Annotated in this window: 19 protein-coding genes; 9 read left to right on the top strand and 10 right to left on the bottom strand. The window is 69.0% G+C overall.

Features of this window, described 5'->3' with window-relative positions:
- Position 1 precedes the first annotated feature (1 nt).
- The 4 genes from HWX09_RS24050 to HWX09_RS24035 all read right to left on the bottom strand — a co-directional run bounded on the left by HWX09_RS24050 (position 2) and on the right by HWX09_RS24035 (position 4,337).
- The gene (locus HWX09_RS24050; protein WP_027782297.1) at positions 2-973 is read right to left on the bottom strand and encodes an ornithine cyclodeaminase family protein; all 972 of its coding nucleotides are present in this window, start codon (positions 971-973) and stop codon (positions 2-4) included.
- A gap of 107 nt (positions 974-1,080) precedes the next feature.
- A complete protein-coding gene (locus tag HWX09_RS24045) occupies positions 1,081-2,211 on the bottom strand; it encodes a DSD1 family PLP-dependent enzyme (RefSeq protein ID WP_027782298.1) in 1,131 nt (376 codons plus the stop codon).
- Between the two features lie 128 nt (positions 2,212-2,339).
- Positions 2,340-3,299, bottom strand: a complete 960-nt coding sequence (locus HWX09_RS24040; protein WP_027782299.1) for a LysR substrate-binding domain-containing protein — start codon at positions 3,297-3,299, stop codon at positions 2,340-2,342.
- 123 nt (positions 3,300-3,422) lie between these two features.
- Complete coding sequence (locus tag HWX09_RS24035; RefSeq protein WP_027782300.1) at positions 3,423-4,337, bottom strand: NAD(P)/FAD-dependent oxidoreductase; 915 nt, start codon at positions 4,335-4,337, stop codon at positions 3,423-3,425.
- A gap of 138 nt (positions 4,338-4,475) precedes the next feature.
- Between HWX09_RS24035 and HWX09_RS24030 the strand changes: the two genes are divergently transcribed.
- The 4 genes from HWX09_RS24030 to HWX09_RS24015 all read left to right on the top strand — a co-directional run bounded on the left by HWX09_RS24030 (position 4,476) and on the right by HWX09_RS24015 (position 10,407).
- The gene (locus HWX09_RS24030; protein WP_027782301.1) at positions 4,476-4,916 is read left to right on the top strand and encodes an Rrf2 family transcriptional regulator; all 441 of its coding nucleotides are present in this window, start codon (positions 4,476-4,478) and stop codon (positions 4,914-4,916) included.
- 261 nt (positions 4,917-5,177) lie between these two features.
- Complete coding sequence (locus HWX09_RS24025) at positions 5,178-5,762, top strand: DUF2760 domain-containing protein (protein WP_027782302.1); 585 nt, start codon at positions 5,178-5,180, stop codon at positions 5,760-5,762.
- Positions 5,759-7,600, top strand: a complete 1,842-nt coding sequence (locus HWX09_RS24020; protein ID WP_027782303.1) for an Hsp70 family protein — start codon at positions 5,759-5,761, stop codon at positions 7,598-7,600. The genes HWX09_RS24025 and HWX09_RS24020 overlap by 4 nt, the downstream gene beginning before the upstream one ends.
- Positions 7,601-7,605: 5 nt before the next feature.
- Positions 7,606-10,407 carry an Hsp70 family protein gene (locus HWX09_RS24015; RefSeq protein WP_027782304.1) on the top strand — a complete coding sequence of 934 codons (2,802 nt, stop codon included), beginning with the start codon at positions 7,606-7,608 and terminating at the stop codon, positions 10,405-10,407.
- Positions 10,408-10,540: 133 nt separating this feature from the next.
- On the opposite strand, the gene HWX09_RS24010 is transcribed toward HWX09_RS24015, so the two are convergent.
- Together HWX09_RS24010 and HWX09_RS24005 are read right to left on the bottom strand one after the other, a co-directional pair.
- The gene (locus HWX09_RS24010; protein ID WP_051421339.1) at positions 10,541-11,542 is read right to left on the bottom strand and encodes an arginine deiminase-related protein; all 1,002 of its coding nucleotides are present in this window, start codon (positions 11,540-11,542) and stop codon (positions 10,541-10,543) included.
- 58 nt (positions 11,543-11,600) lie between these two features.
- The gene (locus HWX09_RS24005; protein WP_027782305.1) at positions 11,601-12,680 is read right to left on the bottom strand and encodes an ornithine cyclodeaminase; all 1,080 of its coding nucleotides are present in this window, start codon (positions 12,678-12,680) and stop codon (positions 11,601-11,603) included.
- A 294-nt stretch (positions 12,681-12,974) separates the two neighbouring features.
- On the opposite strand from HWX09_RS24005, the gene HWX09_RS24000 reads away from it, so the two are divergent.
- Positions 12,975-13,406, top strand: coding sequence for an Lrp/AsnC family transcriptional regulator (locus tag HWX09_RS24000; RefSeq protein ID WP_006479718.1), 432 nt, complete (start codon positions 12,975-12,977; stop codon positions 13,404-13,406).
- A 31-nt stretch (positions 13,407-13,437) separates the two neighbouring features.
- On the opposite strand, the gene HWX09_RS23995 is transcribed toward HWX09_RS24000, so the two are convergent.
- Positions 13,438-14,877 carry a sensor histidine kinase gene (locus HWX09_RS23995; RefSeq protein ID WP_027782306.1) on the bottom strand — a complete coding sequence of 480 codons (1,440 nt, stop codon included), beginning with the start codon at positions 14,875-14,877 and terminating at the stop codon, positions 13,438-13,440.
- Positions 14,864-15,529 carry a response regulator transcription factor gene (locus HWX09_RS23990; RefSeq protein ID WP_027782307.1) on the bottom strand — a complete coding sequence of 222 codons (666 nt, stop codon included), beginning with the start codon at positions 15,527-15,529 and terminating at the stop codon, positions 14,864-14,866. Before HWX09_RS23990 ends, HWX09_RS23995 begins: the two co-directional genes overlap by 14 nt.
- A gap of 236 nt (positions 15,530-15,765) precedes the next feature.
- Here HWX09_RS23990 and HWX09_RS23985 point away from each other — a divergent pair, with 236 nt between their 5' ends.
- From HWX09_RS23985 to HWX09_RS23970, 4 genes are all read left to right on the top strand, one after another.
- Positions 15,766-16,782 (top strand): ABC transporter substrate-binding protein, encoded by a 1,017-nt coding sequence (locus HWX09_RS23985; protein ID WP_027782308.1) that lies wholly within the window; start codon positions 15,766-15,768, stop codon positions 16,780-16,782.
- Between the two features lie 109 nt (positions 16,783-16,891).
- Positions 16,892-18,202, top strand: coding sequence for an MFS transporter (locus HWX09_RS23980; protein WP_027782309.1), 1,311 nt, complete (start codon positions 16,892-16,894; stop codon positions 18,200-18,202).
- Positions 18,203-18,316: 114 nt separating this feature from the next.
- On the top strand, positions 18,317-18,592 hold the full coding sequence (locus tag HWX09_RS23975) for a YlcI/YnfO family protein (protein ID WP_027782310.1): 276 nt from the start codon (positions 18,317-18,319) through the stop codon (positions 18,590-18,592).
- Positions 18,589-18,888, top strand: a complete 300-nt coding sequence (locus HWX09_RS23970) for a type II toxin-antitoxin system RelE/ParE family toxin (protein ID WP_027782311.1) — start codon at positions 18,589-18,591, stop codon at positions 18,886-18,888. Before HWX09_RS23975 ends, HWX09_RS23970 begins: the two co-directional genes overlap by 4 nt.
- A gap of 48 nt (positions 18,889-18,936) precedes the next feature.
- Here the strand turns inward: HWX09_RS23970 and HWX09_RS23965 are convergent, their stop codons facing one another.
- Both HWX09_RS23965 and HWX09_RS23960 read right to left on the bottom strand, forming a co-directional pair.
- Complete coding sequence (locus HWX09_RS23965) at positions 18,937-20,739, bottom strand: sensor histidine kinase (protein ID WP_027782312.1); 1,803 nt, start codon at positions 20,737-20,739, stop codon at positions 18,937-18,939.
- Positions 20,736-21,383 (bottom strand): response regulator transcription factor, encoded by a 648-nt coding sequence (locus tag HWX09_RS23960; protein ID WP_027782313.1) that lies wholly within the window; start codon positions 21,381-21,383, stop codon positions 20,736-20,738. The genes HWX09_RS23965 and HWX09_RS23960 overlap by 4 nt, the downstream gene beginning before the upstream one ends.
- Positions 21,384-21,455 lie beyond the last annotated feature (72 nt).

Below are 21,455 nucleotides of genomic sequence, written 5' to 3'. Positions count from 1 at the left end.
TTTACCAGGGCCACGGAACGGAGGTTCCGGTGCCGTTGTCGAGGGCGTGCCGATACAGGAAGCGCGCGACGGTCAGGTCCTGAAGCGCGAGCCCGGTCATGTCGAAGACGGTGATTTCGTGCGCGGCACGGTCGACCGATGTCGCACCCGCGAGGATGTCACCGATTTCCGTACGCGGCAAATCGGGCGCCCACTGGCACTCGCCGATGCTGCGCGCCTGGTCGTGATCGTCCACGACGATGCGCGCGCGTTCCAGCACGCCTGCCGGAAGTTCGCGCTTGCCCGCGGTATCGGCGCCCACGCAGGTCAGGTGGGTGCCCGGCTGAACCGCATCCGCGTCGAACAACGCGCCGCCGCCGGGCGTGGCCGTGATCACCACGTCGCTATGGGCGACCGCATCGTTCCGGTCGCGCGCCGCGCCGATCTCGCACCGTTCGACGAAGCGCGATTCGAACGCCGGGTCCGGCTCGCCGTCGACGTTCACGTACTGCACCGTGCACCGCCGCGGCAGCAGGCTGAGCGCGTAGTCGAGCTGCGCGCGCGCCTGCACGCCCGTGCCGAACACGCATATCCGCGTGCTGTCGCGGCGCGCGAGCAATTGCAGCCCGAGGCCGCCCGCGGCGCCGGTCCGCGCGGTGGTGATCGCGTTGCCGTCCATGATGCACAGCGGCCTGCCCGTCGCCGGGTCGAACAGTGCGACGGTGGCCTGATGCGGCTCGCCGCCGCGTGCCCGGTTGCCCGGCCAGAACCCGGCGGCCTTGAAGCCGAGCAGATCCTGACCGGCGACGTCGCCCGACTTGATGCCGAACACGCCGCCGGTATGCAGTTTCTCGCGCACCACCGGGAATACGCGTCCGGCCCTTTCACTGTGCAGCACGAAGGCTTCGCGAACGGCCGCCATCACTTGCGCGGCCTGCAGGGCGGGCTCGACGGCATCGCGGTCGAGGAGAAGGAGGCGGGCGTCGGTCGGCATGGTCGGGGTGCCTGTTGGGCACGAGACGAATCGAGAATGTTTAAAGTTTGTCCAGAATTGGATGAATTGTCAATTCACGGATGACACGGCATGGACGCCGGCTTCGCTCACCAGCCGTAGAAGCGCGGCCACGTCTGCGTGTCGCCGTCGTCGCCAACGGCCTGATAGTCGGGATGTTGCGCGCCGGTGGCGCACGCGTGATTCGGCAGGATGCGCAGGCGCGTGCCGATCGGAAACCGCTGCGCGATACCCGTATCCGGCGCGCCCGAGCGCGACACGATCCCGTGTTCCTGGTTGGCGGCGCTCATCACGTAGTCGCCGAGCACTTCGCCGGCTTCGGTGCAGATCTGCCCGTAGCCGAAATCGCGTGCCTGGCGCTGCGTGCCGCGGTCGCGGCTCATCGCCATCCAGCCCGCGTCGACGATCGCCCAGCCTTTTTCTTCCTGGTGACCGATGACGGTGGTCAGCACCGTCAGCGCGATGTCGGACAGTTCGCACACGCCGATGTTGTGCATCACGAGGTCGAACATCACGTACACGCCGGCGCGCACTTCGGTCACGCCGTCGAGCCGTTGCGCCGCCAGCGCGGTGGGCGTCGATCCGATACTCACGACCGGGCACGGCAACCCGGCCGCCCTCAGGCGCTCCGCGGCCCGAACGGTGCGGCTGCGCTCCTGTTCGGCGATCGCGACCAGCGCTTCGTGCGTGTCGTATTCGTAGCTGGAGCCCGCGTGAGCCAGCACGCCGCGGAGCAGCATGCCGCCGTCGGTCAGCGCGCGGCCGACGTCGATCAGCAGGTCGGACTCGGGCGGGACGCCCGAGCGGTGGCCGTCGACGTCGATCTCGATCCACACGTCGAAACGTTCGCCGTGCTCGCGCCCGAAGGCGGCGATTGCGTGCGCCGCCGGCAGGCTGTCGGCGACGATCTTCAGGTCGCAGCCTTGCCGGCGCAGCGCCAGCGCCTGGCCGAGCCTGGCGGGCACCATGCCGACCGCGTAGACGATGTCGCGGATGCCGTCCGCGAAGAACTGCTCGGCTTCCTTGAGCGTCGACACCGTGATGCCCTGCGCGCCCGCCGCGATCTGCGCGTCGACGACGTGCCGGCATTTGGTGGTCTTGACGTGCGGCCGGAACCGGACGCCGAGTGCGTCCAGATGCGTCTGCATGCGCGCGATGTTGCGCTGCATGCGGCCGACATCGATCAATGCGGCCGGGGTGTTGAGGGTGTGAAGGTCCACGATGCGTCCGATTGCGGGGTTGCCGATGCGGACACTGTAGGGCGGTTGCCCCGCATCATGTTTAATGCAGGACTAATATGCCATTAAGCCCAATTTAATGTGCCAAATCTCCCGGATTGCGCCCCGGCTCACGCTTTGCCGCGCCACGGCGGCGGATCGAGAAACTGTCGCGCGGCGTCGAGAAAAACGCGCTGCCGCGCGGAGCGGCCGGTACGCGACGGCAACAGCGCCGTCACCGGCGCGGGCGGCAGGCTCCAGCCGGGCAGCAGCCGGACGAGCTTGCCGTTCGCGAGCAGCGGCGCGACGTCCCACTCGGAGCGTTCGACGATGCCGAGCCCGGCCAGCGCCCATTCGGTGATGACGGTGCCGTCGTTGGACGACAGCGCGCCGGTGACGCGGATGACGGCAGCCCGTCGCGATTCGCCCTTGACGCCGCTACCGGGCGAGAAGCGCCAGCGCGGGATGTCTTCGTCGTTCTCGCGCAGGCACAGGCAATCGTAGCGCGTCAGGTCGGACGGATGGTTAAGGTCCTTGATGCGGCGCGCGTAAGCGGGGCTCGCACACAGGAAGCGCTCGTTGGGCGCGAGCGGATAGCCGATCCACGACGACGACTTGAGGCTGCCGACATGGACGACCACGTCGGCCCCCGCCGCGCTGGTCAATGGGCTTTCCGACAGGTGGAGCGAGATGTCGAGTTTCGGGTGCGCACGCTGCAGGTCGCGCACGATCCGGGCGACATACTTGCGGCCGAAGCCGAGCGGGGCGACGACGCGCAGCGTGCCCTGCACGTCGCCGTGATCGCCCGCGATGCTGACCGGCAGCGCCTCCACGCGCTCGAGAATGCCGACGGCCTCCTGGTACAGCCGCTGCCCTTCGTCGGTCAGCGCGATGCCTTTCGGCTGTCGCACGGCGAGCCTTGCGTCCAGGCGTGCCTCCATTCGCTGCAGGCGAATCGTGACCGCGGGCGGCGTGAGGTCGAGCAGCCGGGCGGCGGCGGCAAGGGATCGCGACGTGCCGATCGCGCGGACGAGTCGGAGGTCGTCGAGGTCGAGCATTTCATGGCTCTTAATGCGGATGATGTCGAACATTAAACCGCACATCGCGCGGCGAAGCCATCGACGTGGCGCGGGGCGTCGGCGACGAGGATCGCCGGAACGTCGCCCGCTACGTCGAGTGTTCCGAATCGATCGTGACGCCCGGCTGCCACCCACTTACGCGTCCAGCCCGAAAATCAGCGACCGGTGTACGCCCACGCCGGCCGCCACGCCCGATGCCGATGCAAACGTCGCATTGGTCATCAGGCTCGACGCGTCGCCGGCCGCATACACGCCGGCGACGCTGGTCTGCTTCCACGTATCGACGCGAATCGCGGTGCCGAGCGGCCCTTCGTCGAACGCGCAGCCGAGCTGCTGCGCGAGGTCGCTCGCCATGTCGGTGCGCGCGCCGATGAACAACGCGTCGATCGGCACGACCTGCCCGTCGGCGAGCCGCAGCGCGTCGATACGCGGCGCCTCGCCGAGGATCTCGACGACCGGCGAGCGCTCGATGCGCACGCCGCGCGCAGCGAGCAATGCGGCTTCTTCCTCGTTCGCGTCGACCACGCCCTGCGTGAACCACGTCGTCGGGCCCCAGTCCGGAATCAGGATCGCCTGATGGACCGACAGCGGATGCGTGGCGAGCACGCCGAGCCGCCGGCCGCTGACCTCGTACCCGTGGCAGTACGGGCAGTGCAGCACGCTGATGCCCCAGCGTTCGGCGAGCCCCGGCAGCGCCGGCAGTTCGTCGCGGATGCCGGTCGCGAGGATCAGCCGGTCGGCGCTCGCGCGGCTGCCGTCGGCCAGCGTCACGTGCAAGCGCCCGTCCGCGTCGCGTTCGGCGGTGCGAGCCTCGCCGTCGATACGCTGCACGGTCGGATACGCGGCGAGCTGCGCGCTCGCCTCGGCGACGATCTGCGCAGGCGGCTTGCCGTCCTGCCCGAAGAAGCCATGCGCGTGTTCGGCAAAGCGGTTGCGCGGCCGGCCGGCGTCGACCACGAGCACGCGGCGGCGTGCCCGCGCCAGTTGCATCGCGGCCGACAACCCGGCAAAGCTGCCGCCGATCACGATCACTTCATGAGGGGAATGCATGCATCAACTCCTTTCTGATCCTGCGTGAATGACCCCATGCTCCGCTGGCGGCCAACTCATGGAACACGAGAAGTTGCATGATAGGGCGATGGTATCATTCATGCAACTTTAGAAGTTTCGAGAAAGGGGGGGCCGCTTGTGAGAACCGACAGCCGTTTGTCGCGCATGCTGCATGCGCTGATCCATATGGACCAGGCCGACGGCCCGCTGACGTCGGAGACGATCGCGACGATGCTGTGCACGAACCCGGTCGTCGTGCGGCGCCTGCTCGGCGGGTTGCGCGACTGCGGCTACGTGCAGTCGGAGAAAGGGCACGGCGGCGGCTGGGTGCTGAGCGTCGCGCTGGACGACATCACGCTGCTTGACGTCTATCGCGCGGTGGGCGAGCCACCGCTGTTTTCCGATCTCGTGCCCGAGGACGAGCCCGAATGCCTGGTCGAGCAGGCGGTCAACGCGCATTTGTCGGCGACGCTTAAGGATGCCGAAGCGTCGTTGCTGGCGCGCTTCGGCGAAGTCACGCTCGGCATGCTGTCGCGCGATTTCGAAGCGAAGGCTGCTCTGCGGGGTTACACGCGCTGACGCGGCGCAGCATCGCGATCGATCACGCCTGACGTGCGATCCGGCATGATCCGGCGCGGCCGAAACCACCGCGCCGCCGTGTTCCGTCCCCCAACTTCTGACCGGTTCGCCCGTCACAGGGCAAAATACGGGTTTTCCGCACCCGCGAGGGCGCGTTCGAATCACGCGCCGGGCGGCGGCAGTGCGTATTCCGCACGCTGCTCGCCGGGCGCCCAGGCAAGATCGCTCGCCGTGCCGCGAGCCCACAGGAGTCCAGACCCCATGCCCGAATCCAACCTGTCCTTCTTCGGCCGGCTGTCGCTGGCCGTCGGCACGTTCTTCTCCGTGCTCGGCAACCGCGAGTTCGCCGCCGACGTGCTGCGCGTGCGCGACGGCGCCCCGGCTCCGGTCGCGCCGACCCCGGCGCCGGCTGCCGCGCCGGTCGCACCCGCGCCGGTGAAGGCGCCGGCGCCCGAGCTGCGCGAAGCGAGCCCGCAGGCCGCGCTGCAACTGCTCGGCCTGCTGCAACGCGATGCGCGCTTCATCGATTTCGTCGAGGAAGACATCGCCGGCTACGCGGACGCCGACATCGGCGCGGCCGCGCGCCTCGTGCACGACGGCTGCCGCGCCGCGCTGCGCGAACACTTCACGATCGTGCCGGTGCGCGACGAAGCCGAAGGCAGCCGCGTGACGCTGCCGGCCGGTTTCGACGCGACGGCCGTGCGTGTGACGGGCAACGTGGTCGGCTCCGCGCCGTTCACCGGCACCGTCAGCCATCGCGGCTGGCGCGTGTCCGACGTGCGTCTGCCGAAGCTGACGGGCAGCCACGACGCATCGGTGATCGCACCGGCGGAGGTGGAACTGTGAGCGATCCGCGTTATTCGATCGGTATCGACCTCGGGACGACCCATTGCGCGCTGTCGTACGTCGACAGCAGCACGAGCGATGGCGAAAAGATCGTGCAGCAGGTGCTGCCGATCGCGCAGCTCACCGCGCCCGGCGCGCTGGAATCGCGCGACCTGCTGCCGTCGTTCCTCTACTTGCCGCATGAAAGCGAACTGACGCAGGGCGACCTGACGCTGCCGTGGACGGATTCGCGCGGCTTCGCGGTCGGCGAAATGGCGCGCACGCGCGGCGCCGGCACGCCGATCCGCCTCGTGTCGAGCGCGAAGAGCTGGCTGTGCCACCCGGGCGTCGACCGTCGTGCGGCGATCCTGCCGAGCGATGCCCCGCCGGAAGTGGCGCGCGTGTCGCCGCTGGAAAGCTCGATCCGTTATCTCACGCACCTGCGCGAGGCGTGGGACCACGCGCATCCCGACGCGCCGTTCGCCGACCAGGACGTGACGGTCACGATCCCCGCGTCGTTCGACCCGGCCGCGCGCGAGCTGACGGCGGAAGCCGCGCGTGCCGCCGGCTACTCGCGGATGACGCTGCTGGAAGAGCCGCAGGCCGCGCTGTACAGCTGGATCCAGAAGAGCCAGGGCGGCTGGCGCAAGCAGGTGCAGGTCGGCGACCTGATCCTGTGCGTCGACGTCGGCGGCGGCACGACCGACCTGTCGCTGATCGCGGTGGTCGAGCGCGACGGCAATCTCGAACTGCATCGCGTGGCCGTCGGCGAGCACATCCTGCTCGGCGGCGACAACATGGACCTCGCGCTCGCGCACGTGGTCGCACGCAAGCTCGCGCAGCAGGGCACGCAGGCCGATCCGTGGCAACTGCGCGCGCTGACCTACGCGTGCCGGTCGGCCAAGGAAACGCTGCTGTCCGACCCGACGACCGACGCGGTGCCGCTCGTCGTGCCGAGCCGCGGCTCGAAGCTCATCGGCGGCTCGATCCGCACTGAGCTGACGCGCGCGGAACTCACGCAGACGATCCTCGAAGGCCTCTTCCCGCAAGTCGATGCCGCCGCTCGCCCGGTGAGCCGCGCGCGCGTCGGCCTGACGCAGCTCGGCCTGCCGTATGCGCAGGACGCCGGCATCACGCGCCATCTCGCGGCGTTCCTCGGTCGTCAGGTCGCGGCGCTCGACACGCTCGAAGGCGTGCAGCGCACGCTGCCGCAGGGCGCGACGTTCCTGCATCCGACCGCCGTGCTGTTCAACGGCGGCGTGTTCAAGTCCACGCTGCTCACGCAGCGCGTGCTCGACACGCTCAACGGCTGGCTCGCCGCCGAAGGCGCGCCGCCCGCGCGCCTGCTCGAAGGCGCCGATCTCGATCTCGCGGTCGCGCGCGGCGCGGCGTATTACGGCTACGTGAAGCGCGGCCGTGGCGTGCGCATTCGCGGCGGCACGGCGCGCGCGTACTACGTCGCGATCGAATCGGCCATGCCCGCGGTGCCGGGGCTCGAGCCGCCGGTGCAGGCGCTGTGCGTCGCGCCGTTCGGGATGGAGGAAGGTTCGGACGCGGCGCTGCCGCCGCAGGAGTTCGGCCTCGTCGTCGGCGAACCGGTGCAGTTCCGCTTCTTCGGTTCGTCGGTGCGCCGTCAGGATCAGGTCGGCACGCTGCTCGACTACTGGTCGCCGGAAGAGCTGCAGGAACTGGAGGAAATCCAGGCGACGCTGCCCGCCGAAGGGCGTACGGTCGGCGAAGTCGTGCCGGTGAAGCTGCATGCGCGCGTGACCGAAGCCGGCACGCTCGAACTCGAGGCGATCCCGAGCGGCACGAACGAGCGCTGGAAGGTCGAGTTCGACGTGCGCGGCGCCGCCTGAGCGCGATGAAGCGTTATACGGTCGGCATCGACCTCGGCACGAGCAACACGGTCGTCGCATACGTCGAGGCCGGTTCCGACGCGATCCGCGTGTTCGACGTCGAGCAACTGGTCGGCCCCGGTGCGGTGGCCGCGCAGCCGCTGTTGCCGTCGGTGCGCTATCACCCGGCGGCGGGGGAGCTGCCGCCGGACGCGTTGCGCTTGCCGTGGCAGACGGCTGGCACGCGTGCCGCGGGCGCCCCTTCAGGCGGCGGTCGCGACGGCGGGTCAGCCGGTCGTGACAGCGGCGCGGGCGACGCGCCGCCGGCCGTGATCGGCCGCTACGCACGCACGCTCGGCGCGCAGGTGCCGGGCCGGCTCGTGACGAGCGCGAAGAGCTGGCTGTCGCACGCGTCGGTCGACCGGCTCGCGGCGATCCTGCCGTGGGGCGCGGCCGACGGCGTCGACAAGGTGTCGCCGGTCGATGCGAGCGCGAGCTATCTCGCGCATGTGCGCGACGCGTGGGACGCGCACTTTCCCGATGCGCCGCTCGCGAAGCAGGACGTGATCCTGACGGTGCCCGCGTCGTTCGACGACGGCGCGCGCGCGTTGACCGTCGAGGCCGCGCGACGCGCGAAGCTGCCGGCGCTGCGATTGCTGGAAGAGCCGCAGGCCGCGTTCTACGACTGGCTGTACGGCCAGCGCGACACGTTGCGCGAGACGTTCGCCGCGGCGCGGCGCGTGCTGATTTGCGACGTCGGCGGCGGCACGACCGACCTCACGCTCGTCGACGTCGCGCCGGGCGACGGCGGAGAGCCGACCTTCACGCGCGTCGGCGTCGGCAACCATCTGATGCTCGGCGGCGACAACATGGACCTTGCGCTCGCGCGCCTGGTCGAGACGCGGCTGACCGAGCCCGGTACGCGGCTGTCGGCCGCGAGCCTGTCGCAACTCGTCGAGCGCTGCCGCGCGGCGAAAGAGCGGCTCCTCGGCGACGACGCGCCGGCATCCGTGACCGTCACGCTGCTCGGCGCGGGCAGCAAGCTCGTCGGCGGCGCGCGCTCGGCCGAGCTGACACGGCAGGAAGTCGAGCAGATCGTCGTCGACGGATTCTTTCCGCAGGTCGATGCCGGCGAACTGCCGCGCCGGGCGCGCGCGGCGATCGTCGAATTCGGCTTGCCGTATGCGAGCGATGCGGCCGTCACGCGCCACGTCGCCGCGTTCCTGAAGCGTCATGCGGAAGGTCCGCTGCCGGACACGCTGCTGCTCAACGGCGGCGTGTTCCGCGCGGGCGCGCTTGCCGGCCGTCTCGCTCAGACGCTCGGTGCGTGGCGTGGCGCACCGCTCAACGTGCTGCACAACGCGCATCCCGACGTGGCCGTCGCGCGCGGCGCGGTGGCCTACGGGCTCGCGCGTGCCGGGCATGCGCCGCGCATCGGCGGCGGCTCCGCGCGCAGCTATTTCCTCGTGCTCGACGACGGCGCGGACGATTCCGCCGCGCGCGGCGTCTGTCTGTTGCCGCGCGGCGCGGAAGAGGGCCGCGAGATCCGGCTCGACGATCGCACGTTCGCGCTGCAACTCGGGCAGCCGGTGCGTTTCCACCTCGTGTCGACGGTGGCCGAGACGAAGTATCGACCCGGCGATCTCGTCGATCTCGACGCCGGCGATTTCGTGCGGTTGCCGCCGATCGCGACGGTCGTCGATGCGAAGGCGGCCGGCGACGCACGCGAAACGCCGGTGAAGCTCACCGCGTCGCTGACCGAGGTCGGCACGCTCGAAATGCATTGCATCGCGACCGACGACGCGGCGCGCCGCTGGCGGCTCGAATTCCAGTTGCGCGGCGATGCGCCGGTTCACGGCGACGATGCCGTGCCCGCGCGGCATCCGCGTCTCGACCAGGCGATCGAGCTTATCGAGCGCTCGTTCGGCAGCAAGGCCGCGGGCGTAACGCCGAAGGACACGCGCCGGTTGCGCGCGCAACTCGAACAGGTACTCGGCGCCCGCGAAGACTGGGACGTCGCGCTCGCACGCGAACTGTTCGACGCGTTGCTCGCACGGGCGCGGCGGCGGCGTCGCTCGGCCGATCACGAGCGCGCGTGGTTGAACCTTGCCGGGTATTGCCTGCGTCCGGGTTTCGGCCATCCGCTCGATGCGTGGCGTATCGAGCAGCTGTGGCCGCTGTTCGACGACGGCATTCAATACGTGACCGACGCCCAGGTGTGGTCCGAGTGGTGGACGCTGTGGCGGCGCGTGGCCGGCGGCCTCGACGACGCTGCGCAGACGCAGGTGCGCGACGCGATCGCGTTCCTCGAACCGTCCGACGACAAGCGACGCAAGCTGCCGTTCGATCCGGCCAAGGTCGGGCCGGCCGACATGATACGGCTGTCGGCATCGCTCGAACGGCTGCCCGTCGAGCGCAAGGTCGAACTGGCCGAGCGCCTGATCGTGCAATTGCAGAAGCCGGCCGAACGCGCGTTGTGTGCGTGGGCGCTCGGGCGGATCGGCGCGCGTCGGCCGTTCTACGGCAGCGCGCACAGCGTCGTGCCGGCGGAAATCGTCAACGGCTGGCTCGATGCGCTGTTCGCGCTCGACTGGAAGCAGGTCGAGCCCGCTGCGTTCGCGGCAGCACAGATTGCGCGGATGACGGGCGACCGCTCACGCGACCTGCCGGACGACACGCGCGAAGCAGTCATCAAGCGCCTGTCGGGCGCGAATGCATCGGCGGCGTGGATCGACATGGTCCGTGAAGCGATCGCGTTCGACGAAGCCGATACGGTGCGCGTGTTCGGCGAAACGCTGCCGGCGGGATTGAAGCTGCTGGGCGGATGAGCGGCGCGGTGTGCTCCGGTATCGTTCGGATCCCGGAGCATTCCTCGACGTTGTCGATTCAACACCCTTCGAATACGAGAACGGCTGCCGGCGCATCGCATCGGCAGCCGTTTGCGCTTTGCAACCCTGCCGGTCAGCGCTGCGGCGCCGTCTCGCGTGGCGACGCGGCCGATGCCACGGCGATCGCGTCCGGCACGGTTACCCGCCGCGCGAGATGAATCCCCGCGAGCATGCAGCGCACCGACCCGCCGGCCAGCTCGATCGTCGGCACGTCGAGCGGCAGCAGACGCACGGAGCGCTCGATCACGGTGCGCTGGTCGTGCGTGAGACAGTCGAACGCGCGCCGCGACAGCGCGAGCACGCGGCCATCCTTTCCCGACAATTCCAGCGTATTGCCCGCGAAATTCGCGATTTGCGATGGATCGAGCGCGATCACGGCGCGTCCCGTTTCGGTCAGGCGTTGCGCGATCTCGCCGCGGCGGCGGCTATCGGCGATCAGGTCGAGGCCGACCATCGCGAATTCGGTGCCGACGCTCATCATCACGTTCGTGTGATAGATCGGCTTTCCGTTCGCATCGGCCGTGTCGAAGCAGATCGGCTCGAAGTTGAAGTTGGTGCAGAAGCGTTCGAGCGCGACCGGATCGGCACGGCGCGAGCGCGCGGTATACGCGATCCGTGCGACGTGGTCGAGCACCATCGCGCCGGTGCCTTCCAGGAACACGTCGTCGTATTCGAGGCCCGAGTAGTCGATCACGTCCTGCACGCGGTACTCGGCCTTCAGCATCTCGATCACGTCCGCACGCCGCTCGCGGCGGCGGTTCGGGCTGTGCATCGGATACAGCGCGATATGGCCGCCCGGGTGCGTCGAGAACCAGTTGTTCGGGAACACCGAATCGGGCGTGTCGCGCTCGCCGTGGTCGTCGAACACGTGCACGCGCACGCCCGCATCGGCGAGCGTTCGCGCGGCGGCCGTGACTTCGTCGCGCGCGGCGGCCGACACCGCCGGCGTGTCGCCTGCGCCGCTGCCGGCCGTGCGCTGGAACGCGTTGTCGGCGGCGGTCTGCGGGTTCGGCAGGAAGCGGTGCGGCCGGATCATCACGACGGCGGACGGCGCCTGGATCGATACGAGATTCATGAAGGGTGGAGCGAAGGGCAGGAAAACGGGCGGCGCATGGGCCGCCCGCGCATGACGGTCAGCGCGCGAACGCGGCGACGGCTTCGGTCACGAACGCCGCGTGGCCGTGCGCGACCGCGGCCGGGTCGTCGATCAGCGCGAACAGGTTCTTCGGATCGACGGCCGCCGGAATCAGGGCGATCTCGACGCCCGCGTTGTGCTGCTGCGCGAGTGCGTACAGGTAGCGCAGCGCCGAGTAATCCTCGAGTGCGAAGCCGACCGAGTCGAACACCGTGACCTCGTCCGCGCGTTCGCGGCCAGTCGTCTCGCCCTGCAGCACGCGCCACAACTCGACGACGGGGAAGTCGGCCGGCATCTGCTGGATCTCGCCCTCGATGCGCGACTGCGGCTCGAATTCGACGAAGACGCGGCCCGCGTTCAGCACGCCCGCCTCGAGTTCGGTCTTGCCCGGGCAATCGCCGCCGACGGCGTTCAGATGCATGCCGGGCTCGATCATGTCGGCCGTGACGATCGTCGCGTACGCCTTGTCGGCGGTGACGCTCGTCACGATGTCGGCGCCGCGCACGGCGTCGGCGGTTGATGCCGCGCGCACGACGCGCAACGTCGGGTACGCGGCGAGATTTTGCACGAGCTTGTCGGTCGCGTGCGGATCGACGTCGAACACGCGGATTTCGTCGATGCCGAGCAGCGAGTGGAACGCGATCGCCTGGAATTCGCTTTGCGCGCCGTTGCCGATCAGCGCCATCGTGCGCGAATCGGGCCGTGCGAGTGCCTGCGCGGCGAGCACCGACGTCGCGGCCGTGCGCAGCGCGGTGGTGAGCGTGAGCTCGGCGAGTAGCAGCGGGTAGCCGGTATCGACTTCGGCGAGCGCGCCGAACGCCATCACCGTGTGCATGCCGCGCGCCGCATTGACGGGGTGGCCGTTCACGTATTTGAACGCGAACAACGACGCGTTCGCGACGGGCATCAGTTCGATCACGCCGTCGCGCGAGTGGCATGCGACGCGCGGCGACTTGTCGAAATCGGCCCACTGCAGGTAATCGGCGCGCAGCGTGTCGACGAGTTCGCGCAGGAACGTCGTGACGCCTGTTTGGGCGATCAGGCGGGCGGTGGCGGGAACGTCGAGGAAGCGAGTCATCGGTCTGTCTCCATATTCGGTGCCGGTACGGGTGTCCGGGCGTTCTGGTCGACCGGGCGGGGCGTCGGCGCGAATCCGGGCTTCCTGAAAAAGCGGCGGCGCGGCACGTCGGCCGGTCGATGGAAACATTATTTCCGGGAGTCGGGCCAACAAAAAGACGGCAAAAGTGGCAGATTCATCGGTAGACTTGGCAAATTGCCAGCCCATTCCGGCAGTTTGATCAATTTGCGCTAGTCGGAACGGGCCACCTCCGGCACGCTCGCGGCCGGTTCACGCTCAACAGGAAGGCCGTTCATGATCACGCTCGACGACGTCGACCGTCAGCTCATCGCGCTGCTGCGCGACAACGCGCGACTGCCTGTCGTCGCCTTGGCGAAGGAATTGCGCGTGGCGCGCGCGACCGTGCAGAACCGGCTCACGCGGCTCGAGAAAAACGGCGTGATCGTCGGCTATACGGTGCGGCTCAAGCCGGCGGCCGAGCGGCACCGGATCCGCGCGCTGATGTCGATCGCGGTGCAGGGCAATCGCGGCGCGGAAGTGGTGAAGGTGCTGCGCGGGCATCCGAACGTCGCGTCGATCCACAGCACGAACGGGCGCTGGGATCTCGTCGCCGAGCTGCATGCCGATTCGCTCGAGCACTTCGATCGCGTGCTCGGCGCGATCCGGTTGATCGACGGGATCGCGAATACCGAGACGAGCATTTTGTTGTCGACGCACAAGGCGTGACGCGGGCAGGGAACTGCATTACGCCGTGCGCTCAGGTGCTGACGGTCCATGGCGCGTTTTCCGCGGTGGTGCCTGCCGCCCGCGGAAACGTCAACACCACCGCGAACCCGCCCGCATCGGGAAACGCGAACCCGACGCGCCCGCCGTGCGCCTTCATCACTTCCTGCACGATCGCGAGCCCGAGTCCCGACCCCGTGCGCCGCTCGCTGCCGTCCGGCGCGATGCGCACGAACGGCTGCAACGCCGCGTCCCAGTGCTCGCGCGGCATCCCGTGCCCGTTGTCGGTGATGGTCAGCGTCACCGCTCGATCCGCGTTGCCGATGGTCGCGACCGACACGACGATGTCGTCCGCATGGCCGTGCAGCAGCGCGTTGTGCAGCACGTTCGACAGCGCTTCCTGCAGGCTGATCGCATCGCCGTCGATCCATGCGAGCGGCGCGTCGCTCGCGAACGCAACGGCGACGTCGCGCTCGCCGGCGAGCGGAATCGTACGGCCCAGGACATCTTTCGCGAGCGCGACGAGTTCGACGGGTTGCAGCGGCACGGCCTCGGTGCGATGAATCACCATCGCATGATTGAGCAACTGGCCGGTGAGCCGGCCGACGTCCGAACAGGTCGCGCGCAGCGCATCGAGCCGCGCCGCATGACGCGCGGGATCGGATTCGCCGTCGAGCAGCTCGATCTGCGCGTCGAGCCGCGCGAGCGGCGTGCGCATCTGGTGTGCGGCGTCGGCGATGAAGCGCTGCATCGCGTTGATCCGCTCGGCGAGCCGCCGCATCAGCCCGTTGATCGACCCGATGATCGCGTCGATCTCGCTCGGCGTATCGACGGCCACCGGCCGCAGGTCGGCCGGGTCGCGCGCGGCGATGATCGTGCCGATCTGCGCGAGCGGGCGCAGGCCGCGCCGGATCGCGAGGCCGCTTGCGCCGATCGCGAGCACGCTCATCAGCAGGATCAGCGTCCACACCTTGATGCTCATGTCGTTCGTCAGCTGCTGGCGCGCGTTGGTTGTCTGCGCAACCGTCACGAGCGCCCAGCCCGGCGTGCTTTCCTCGGGCATGTAGCGCGCGATCGTCGCGGTGCGGACCCGGTGCCCCTGATAGACGGCATTCGCGAACGCGGGGCCCTGCTTCGCGGCGGCGAGCGTCGCGGGGCTCGCGAGATCGTTGTAGCCGGCCACGACGACGCCGCGCGAATCGACCACCTTGTAGTAGACGAGGTCGTAGCGCGACAGCGTCGACAGCGCGGCGACCGGCGGATTCAGCGCGAGCACGCCGCCTTGCACGTAGAGGTTTTCCGCGACCTGGATCGATGCGCCCGCCAGCAACTGGTCGTATGCGCGTTCGGCCGCGACGCCCGCGTAGTAGCGCGCGATCGCCGCGAGCGCGAGCGCGCCGGTCGCGACGACGAGCGCGATGAACAACAGCGTGCGCCCGAACAGCGTCTTCGGGAACCAGTCAATGCGCCGCAATCTGATACCCCATCCCGCGTGCGGTGCGGATCTCGACCGAGCTGCCCTGCAGCTTCCGGCGCACGCGCGTCACGTATTGCTCGACCGCGTTCGCGGTCGGCTCGTTGCCGAAGCTGAACAACTGGTTCAGCAGTTCTTCCTTCGAGAAGATGCGCTGCGGTCGGCTCGCGAGGATTTCGAGCAGCGCGAATTCCTGGCGCGACAGCGACAGCGGCTGGCCGTCGAGTTCCGCGAGGCGGCTGCTGCGGTCGATCACGAGGCCGCCGAGCGTCAGCACGTCGTTCGCGTGGCCGCTGTTGCGGCGCAGGAGCGCTTGCACGCGCGCGTCGAGTTCGCGATAGTCGAACGGCTTCACGAGGTAGTCGTCCGCGCCGAGGCCGAGGCCGCTCACGCGGTCATCGATCGCCGAGCGGGCGGTGACGAGCAGCACGGGCGTCGTGCTGCCCGACGCGCGCAGATTGCGCAGGACGGTGAAGCCGTCCATGCCGGGCAGGTTCGCATCGAGCACGACGAGATCGAAGCGCTCGACGCGCAGCAGCCCGTTCGCGGTCGCGCCGTCGGTTTCGAGATCGACGGCGTGGCCGAGCCGGGCCAGACGGCTGCGGATCGCCGCGCCGATTTCGGCATCGTCCTCCACGACGAGAATGCGCATGGTGCCGTTCGCAGGTAGGTGGATTAGGGGTTTCCCCGGGGCCGGGATGTCAGCATTTTCTCAGACTCGGTCGATAACCTGTGTCGAGCCGGAAGCAGTACGCAAGGCGGCATTAATACCAGAAATATTCAAGGAGACGGCAACATGCAGCATGTCACGGGCACGACGAACGCGCGCCGCGGCGTCACGCCGGCCTGCGCGGGGCCGTCGGTCGTCCGCCGCACGGCAGCACGCGCATGACGACGTCGCCGCGCCGCCGCGCACTGATCGCCGCCGGGCTCGGCATGCTCGCCGCGCCGGCGCTGGTGCGCGCGAAGCCGCGCACGGTGCGGATCTCGAAAGGCTATGGCGTGCTGTACCTGCCGCTGCTCGTCATGGAGAAGCAGCGGCTGTTCGAACGGCATGCGGCGCGCCACGGCGTGCGCGACGTCGCGGTCGAATGGGTGCTGCTCGACGGCGGCAATTCCGTCAACGACGCGATGATGGCCGGCACGCTCGATTTCGCGGGCGCCGGCGCGCCGGGTTTCATCGAACTATGGGCGCGGGCGCGCGGCATTCCGAACGTCGAGGTGATCGGCATCAGCGGGCTGTCGACCACGTCGCTGTCGCTGAACGCGAACCGTCCGGGCCTCGTGTCGCTGCGCGACTTCACGCCGTCCGACCGGATCGCGGTGCCGGGCATCCGCACGTCGCTGTCGGCGGTCGTGCTGCAGATGGTCGCGAGCCGGCAGCTCGGCGCCACGCATTTCGCGCAGCTCGATTCGATCACCGTGAACCTGCCGCATCCGCAGGCGATGCAGGCGCTGATCCGCCGCGAGAACGGCGTGACCGCGCATTTCACGTCGCCGCCGTTCTCGACGCTCGAGTTGCAGCAGCCGGGCATCCATCGCGTGGTGAGCTCGGTCGACGTGCTGGGCCCGCTGACGCTCGACGTCGTGTTCGCGCCGAAGCGGCTCGTCGATGCGGAGCCTGCGCTGGCCGTCGCGTTTCTCGGCGCGCTCGACGAAGCGAACCGCCTGATCGTGCAGGACCCGCGCGCGGCGGCGGCGCTCTACGCGGCGTCGTCGGGCGTCGGCGTGTCGCACGACGACGTGATGCGGATGCTCGCCGCGCCCGATACGCGCTTCTCGGTGCAGCCGAACCAGCTGATGGACTACGTCGAATTCCTGTACCTGGCCGGCACGATCAAGGCGAAGCCGCGCGCGTGGCACGAGATGTTCGCGCCGATGCTCGACGACTACCGGTCGGGTTGAGCGCCGCCGGCCGCCGTGCCCCATTCATCGAAACACCCCGTGCCCGCGCGTTCGTCACGCGCGGCGCCGATCCAACCGACACGCAACCGATTCACCCAAGGAGCCTGAAGTGAACGCTACCGACACCCTGGACCCCGCGTCCGCCGAAGAACAGCGCATCATGTCGAAGATGGCGCGGCGCCTGCTGCCCATCCTCGTCGTGATGTTCCTGATCGCGTTCATCGACCGGCAGAACGTCGGTTTCGCGAAACTGCAGATGGTGCACAGCCTCGGCATGACGGAAGCCGCGTTCGGGCTCGCGTCGTCGCTGTTCTTCATCGGCTACCTGCTGTTCGAGGTGCCGAGCACGCTCGCGCTGCATCGCTACGGCGCACGCGTATGGCTCGCGCGGATCATGCTGACGTGGGGGCTCATCACTGTGCTGATGGGCTTCACGACGTCGATGCCCGCGTTCTGCTCGCTGCGCTTCCTGCTCGGCATCGCCGAGGCCGGCTTCTATCCGGGCGTGATCTATTACCTGACGCTGTGGTTTCCGCAGAGCTACCGCGCGAAGGTGCTCGGCATCTTCACGCTCGGCAGCGCGCTCGCGAACATGCTCGGTTCGCTGGTCGGCGGCGTGCTGCTGAGCCTCAATGGCGTGTGGGGGCTGGCGGGCTGGCAGTGGGTGTTCGTCGCGACGGGTATTCCGGCGGTGATCGTCGCGATCGTCGTGTTTCGCGTGCTGCCGGCTTCGTTCCGCGAGGCGCCGTTCCTCGACGAGCGCGAGAAGCAGATCGTCGCGGCCGCGCTGGAGCGCGAGAAGCCGGCGCAGGCCGAGCACGGTCAGCCGTGGAAGGCGCTGCTCGATCCGCGCGTGATGCTGTTCGCGGCGACCTACATGCTGATGTCGACGTCGCTGTACGGCGTCACGTACTGGCTGCCGACGCTCGTGAAATCGTTCGGCGTGTCGAGCACGACGAACGGGTTCCTGAGCATGCTGCCGTGGGCGCTCGCCGTGGTGTTGCTGGTGTGGCTGCCGGCGAAGCTGCGTCGGGCGAAGAGCATCCTGCGCACGATTGCGATCGTCGCGGCGCTGGGCGCGCTCGGTTTCCTGCTGAGCCTCGTGCTGCCGTCGACGCCGTTGCGCTTCATCGCGCTCGTGCTCGGCGGCGCATGCATTCCGCTGCTGTATCCGTGCTTCTGGTCGATGCCGCCGCGCTATTTCACCGGCGCGCGGGCGGCCGCGAGCGTCGCGGCGATCAACTCGATCGGCAACCTCGGCGGCTTCTTCAGCCAGAACCTGATGCCGTTCGCGGGCAAGGCGACGGGCACCGCGTTCGGGCCGATGATCGTGCCGATCGTGTGCCTCACGCTGCTCGGGATCGGCGCGCTGGTCGCATGGACGCGCTCGGAGCGGGGGATGGTGGCGGCGCGGGCGTGAGAGGAATGCAAGCCGGACCCTCTGTTTGATGCGTCGGCTATGCCAAATGGCCGACTGCCCGCGATCACGCCGGTGTGCTACCATGCATTACATATGTAATGCATGGAGATTGCGATGAAAACAGCCACGATGCCCGCACTGCGGGTCGATCCCAAGCTGCGTGAAGAGGCGGAATCGGTACTGGCGGAAAACGAGACGCTGTCCGCGTTCATGGAGTCGGCGTTGCGCGATGGCATTGCGCGACGGCGCCTGCAGCGCGAGTTTGTGGCCCGTGGTCTGGCGTCGCGCGACGAGGCGCGTCGTACCGGTGAATACGTCGAAGCCGCGGACGTGCAGGCCGAACTCGAGGGCATGCTGAAAGTCGCGCGCGCGGCGAAGGCGGCTGATTGATCTACCGGGTCCGATATACGCGGGCAGCGCGTGAAGACCTGATGCGACTGTATCGATACCTGCTCGAGCGTGATGTTGACGTGGCGGCGCGGGCTGCAGCGGCAACCGAGCAAGGTGTGGCCATGCTTCGAATGTTTCCGTTCACGTGCCGCAAGATCGACGATGGCAATCCGTTTCTACGCGAACTGATCGTGTCTTTCGGCTCGTCAGGCTATGTTCTCCTGTTCGAAGTCGAAGCCGCGGAGCAAGTCACGATTCTTGCCGTGCGGCATCAACGGGAAGACGATTACCATTGAGCGGCCGTCGATACGGCGGTCCGCGTCCGCCGATGTCTCCGCAATCGGTCAGTCATCCGCGCGCGAAACCCCAGCTCCGCCATGCGCGAGCGCCACAGGCGCGTGCGGCAGCGGAATGTCCACCTCGACCGTCGTGCCTTCGCCCAGCATCGTCGTGATCTGCAACGTGCCGCCGACGAGATACGCGCGCTCGCGCAAACCGACCAGCCCGAACGAGCTCGACTTGCGCGGCACACCGGGATCGAATCCCGCGCCATCGTCGCGAATAGTCAGCGCGATCGCTTCGCTGCCGTACACGAGTTCGACGCTCGCGTGCGACGCGGCCGCGTGCCGGGCGACGTTCGCGAGCGCTTCCTGCGCGATGCGGAACACGGCCGTCGCATACGGCTCGTCGAGTTGCAGTTCGGGCGGCTCGACGTGCAGCGAACAGGCAATCCCGTGACGGTGCTGGAAATCCGCCACGAGCCATTGCATCGCCGCCGCGAAGCCGAGATCGTCGAGCATCAGCGGGCGCAGGTCCGACGCGATGCGGCGCGTCGCGGCCACCGCGCCGCGCGCAAGCGCATGCATCGCCGCGATCTTGCGCGCGAGCGACGCGTCGTCCTGCGGTACGCGGTCGATCAGCCATTCGAGATCGTTCTTCAGCGTCGCGAGCGTCTGCGCCAGTTCGTCGTGCAGTTCGCGAGCGATGCGGCGCTGCTCGGCTTCGCGCGCGCTGGCGCTGATCGCGGCGATCTCGCGCAGTTCCTCGCGCGACGCCTGCAGCGCCCGTTCCGCGCGCACGCGCTCCTCGACTTCGCGCCGCAGGTCGCGGTTCGACGCGCTCAGTTGCGCGGTGCGCGCGGCGACGCGCTGTTCGAGCCGTTCGTTCATATCGTTCAACTGCGCGCTTTTCTGCACGACGAGCAGATGCTGGTAGCGCGCGCCGGCCAGCGCGCGCACCGTTTGCGCATGCAGCCGGCCGTTCTCGAACAGCATCGCGAACAGCACGACGCCCGACGCGACGAGACCGTACGCGCGCCCCGCATAGAAGCCGAGATCGAAGCGACCGTGATTCAGCATCGACGACAGCGCGATGTCGAACAGCCACGCGACGAGCACCGTCATCACCCACAGATCCAGCACCGAATGACGGCGCCGCTGCCGCCACATCAGCATCAGCGCGACGAGGTTCAGCCCCCAGACGACCGTGATCGCGTTCGTCATCGTCGCGGTCATCCGGTTGCCGCTCATGATGCGCGGCAGCAGGTCGTGACCGGCGGTCGCGAGCAGCGCGAGCGCGACCGTCGCGCCGACTGCCGCCGCGATGCAGAGGACGACCGGGATCGCCGCGCGCCGCTGCGGGGCCGAGGCCGCGGCCGGGCGCCCGCGCGACATCGCGCGCAGCAGCGCGTACGCGGCGACCGACAGCGGAAAACCGCCATGCCAGAACAGGTACAGCCACGCGGTGGTCTGTTCGCCGGCGCCGAGCAGGCCGGTCGGCGCGAACAGGCCCGGGAAGGTCAGCATGTGCGTGCCGGCCATGAACGCCGTGAACAGGTAGCCGCCCGCCAGCACGAGCAGCGGCTTTTCGCGCAGGATCGCGTACTGGCCGAGCAGCAGGCCGGCCGTCACCATGTCGTTGACGACGATCGCCGACTGGTACACGGGAATGAACGCCCAGCCCGGCGCGAGCGGCATGGCCGCGAACGGCGCGAGCGCGGCGAAGATCACGGCCGATACGAGCACCGTCGCGAACGCGAGCCGCTGCTCGCGCCGGCCCGGCGGCAGCGACGACATGAACAGGCGCGACGTGTCCGGATCGTCGTCGTCCTGCGGCGGCGCGGGCGGGAAGCGGAAGGCGGCCGTCATGCGTCGTCGGCGCCGAAGTCGAGATCGTGGCGCACCGCGTAGCGGACCAGTGCGGCTTCGTGCGGCAGCCCCATCTTCTCGAGGATCCGCGTCTTGTACGTGCTGACCGTCTTCGCGCTCAGCGCGAGGTCGGACGCGATCCGCGTGACGGTCTGGCCCGTGACGATGCGGCGCATCACGTCGAGCTCGCGCGCGGACAGTCGCTCGTGCGGCAGCGCCTGAGCCGGCGCGCGCAGCGTATGAGCGAGGCTTTCGGCCGCGGACGGGCTCACGTAGATGCCGCCCGCCGCCACCTTGCCGACGGCCGCGACGAGCTCGGCGGTCGCACTGTCCTTCGTCAGGTAACCGGTGGCGCCGGCCTTGAACGCGCGTGCCGCGTACTGGGTTTCCGCGTGCATCGTCAGCACCAGCGTGCGCAGCGACGGCACATGGCGCTTGACCAGCCGGATCAGTTCGATGCCGGTCGGCGCGGGCATCGACAGGTCGAGCAGCAGCACGTCGGCGGCGGCGCGCTCCGCCAGCGCGAGCGTGCCCGCGCCGTCGCTCGCCTCGCCGACGATCTCGAAACCGCCGGCCCTCTCCAGGATGTGACGCAGTCCGTCCCGCATGACTGCGTGATCGTCAGCCAGAATTACCCTGATCATCTTCCAGCGATCCTCTTCGGGATGACGCCGCGTGTTGCCGTCGGAGTTGTCGCAGCGGCCGTTCTTCTGATC

The sequence above is a fragment of the Burkholderia sp. BCC1208 genome, from assembly GCF_902833095.1.
Lineage (GTDB): Bacteria > Pseudomonadota > Gammaproteobacteria > Burkholderiales > Burkholderiaceae > Burkholderia.
Note: the sequence above shows the minus strand (reverse complement) of the source record. Positions and strands in the feature narration are given on the sequence as shown.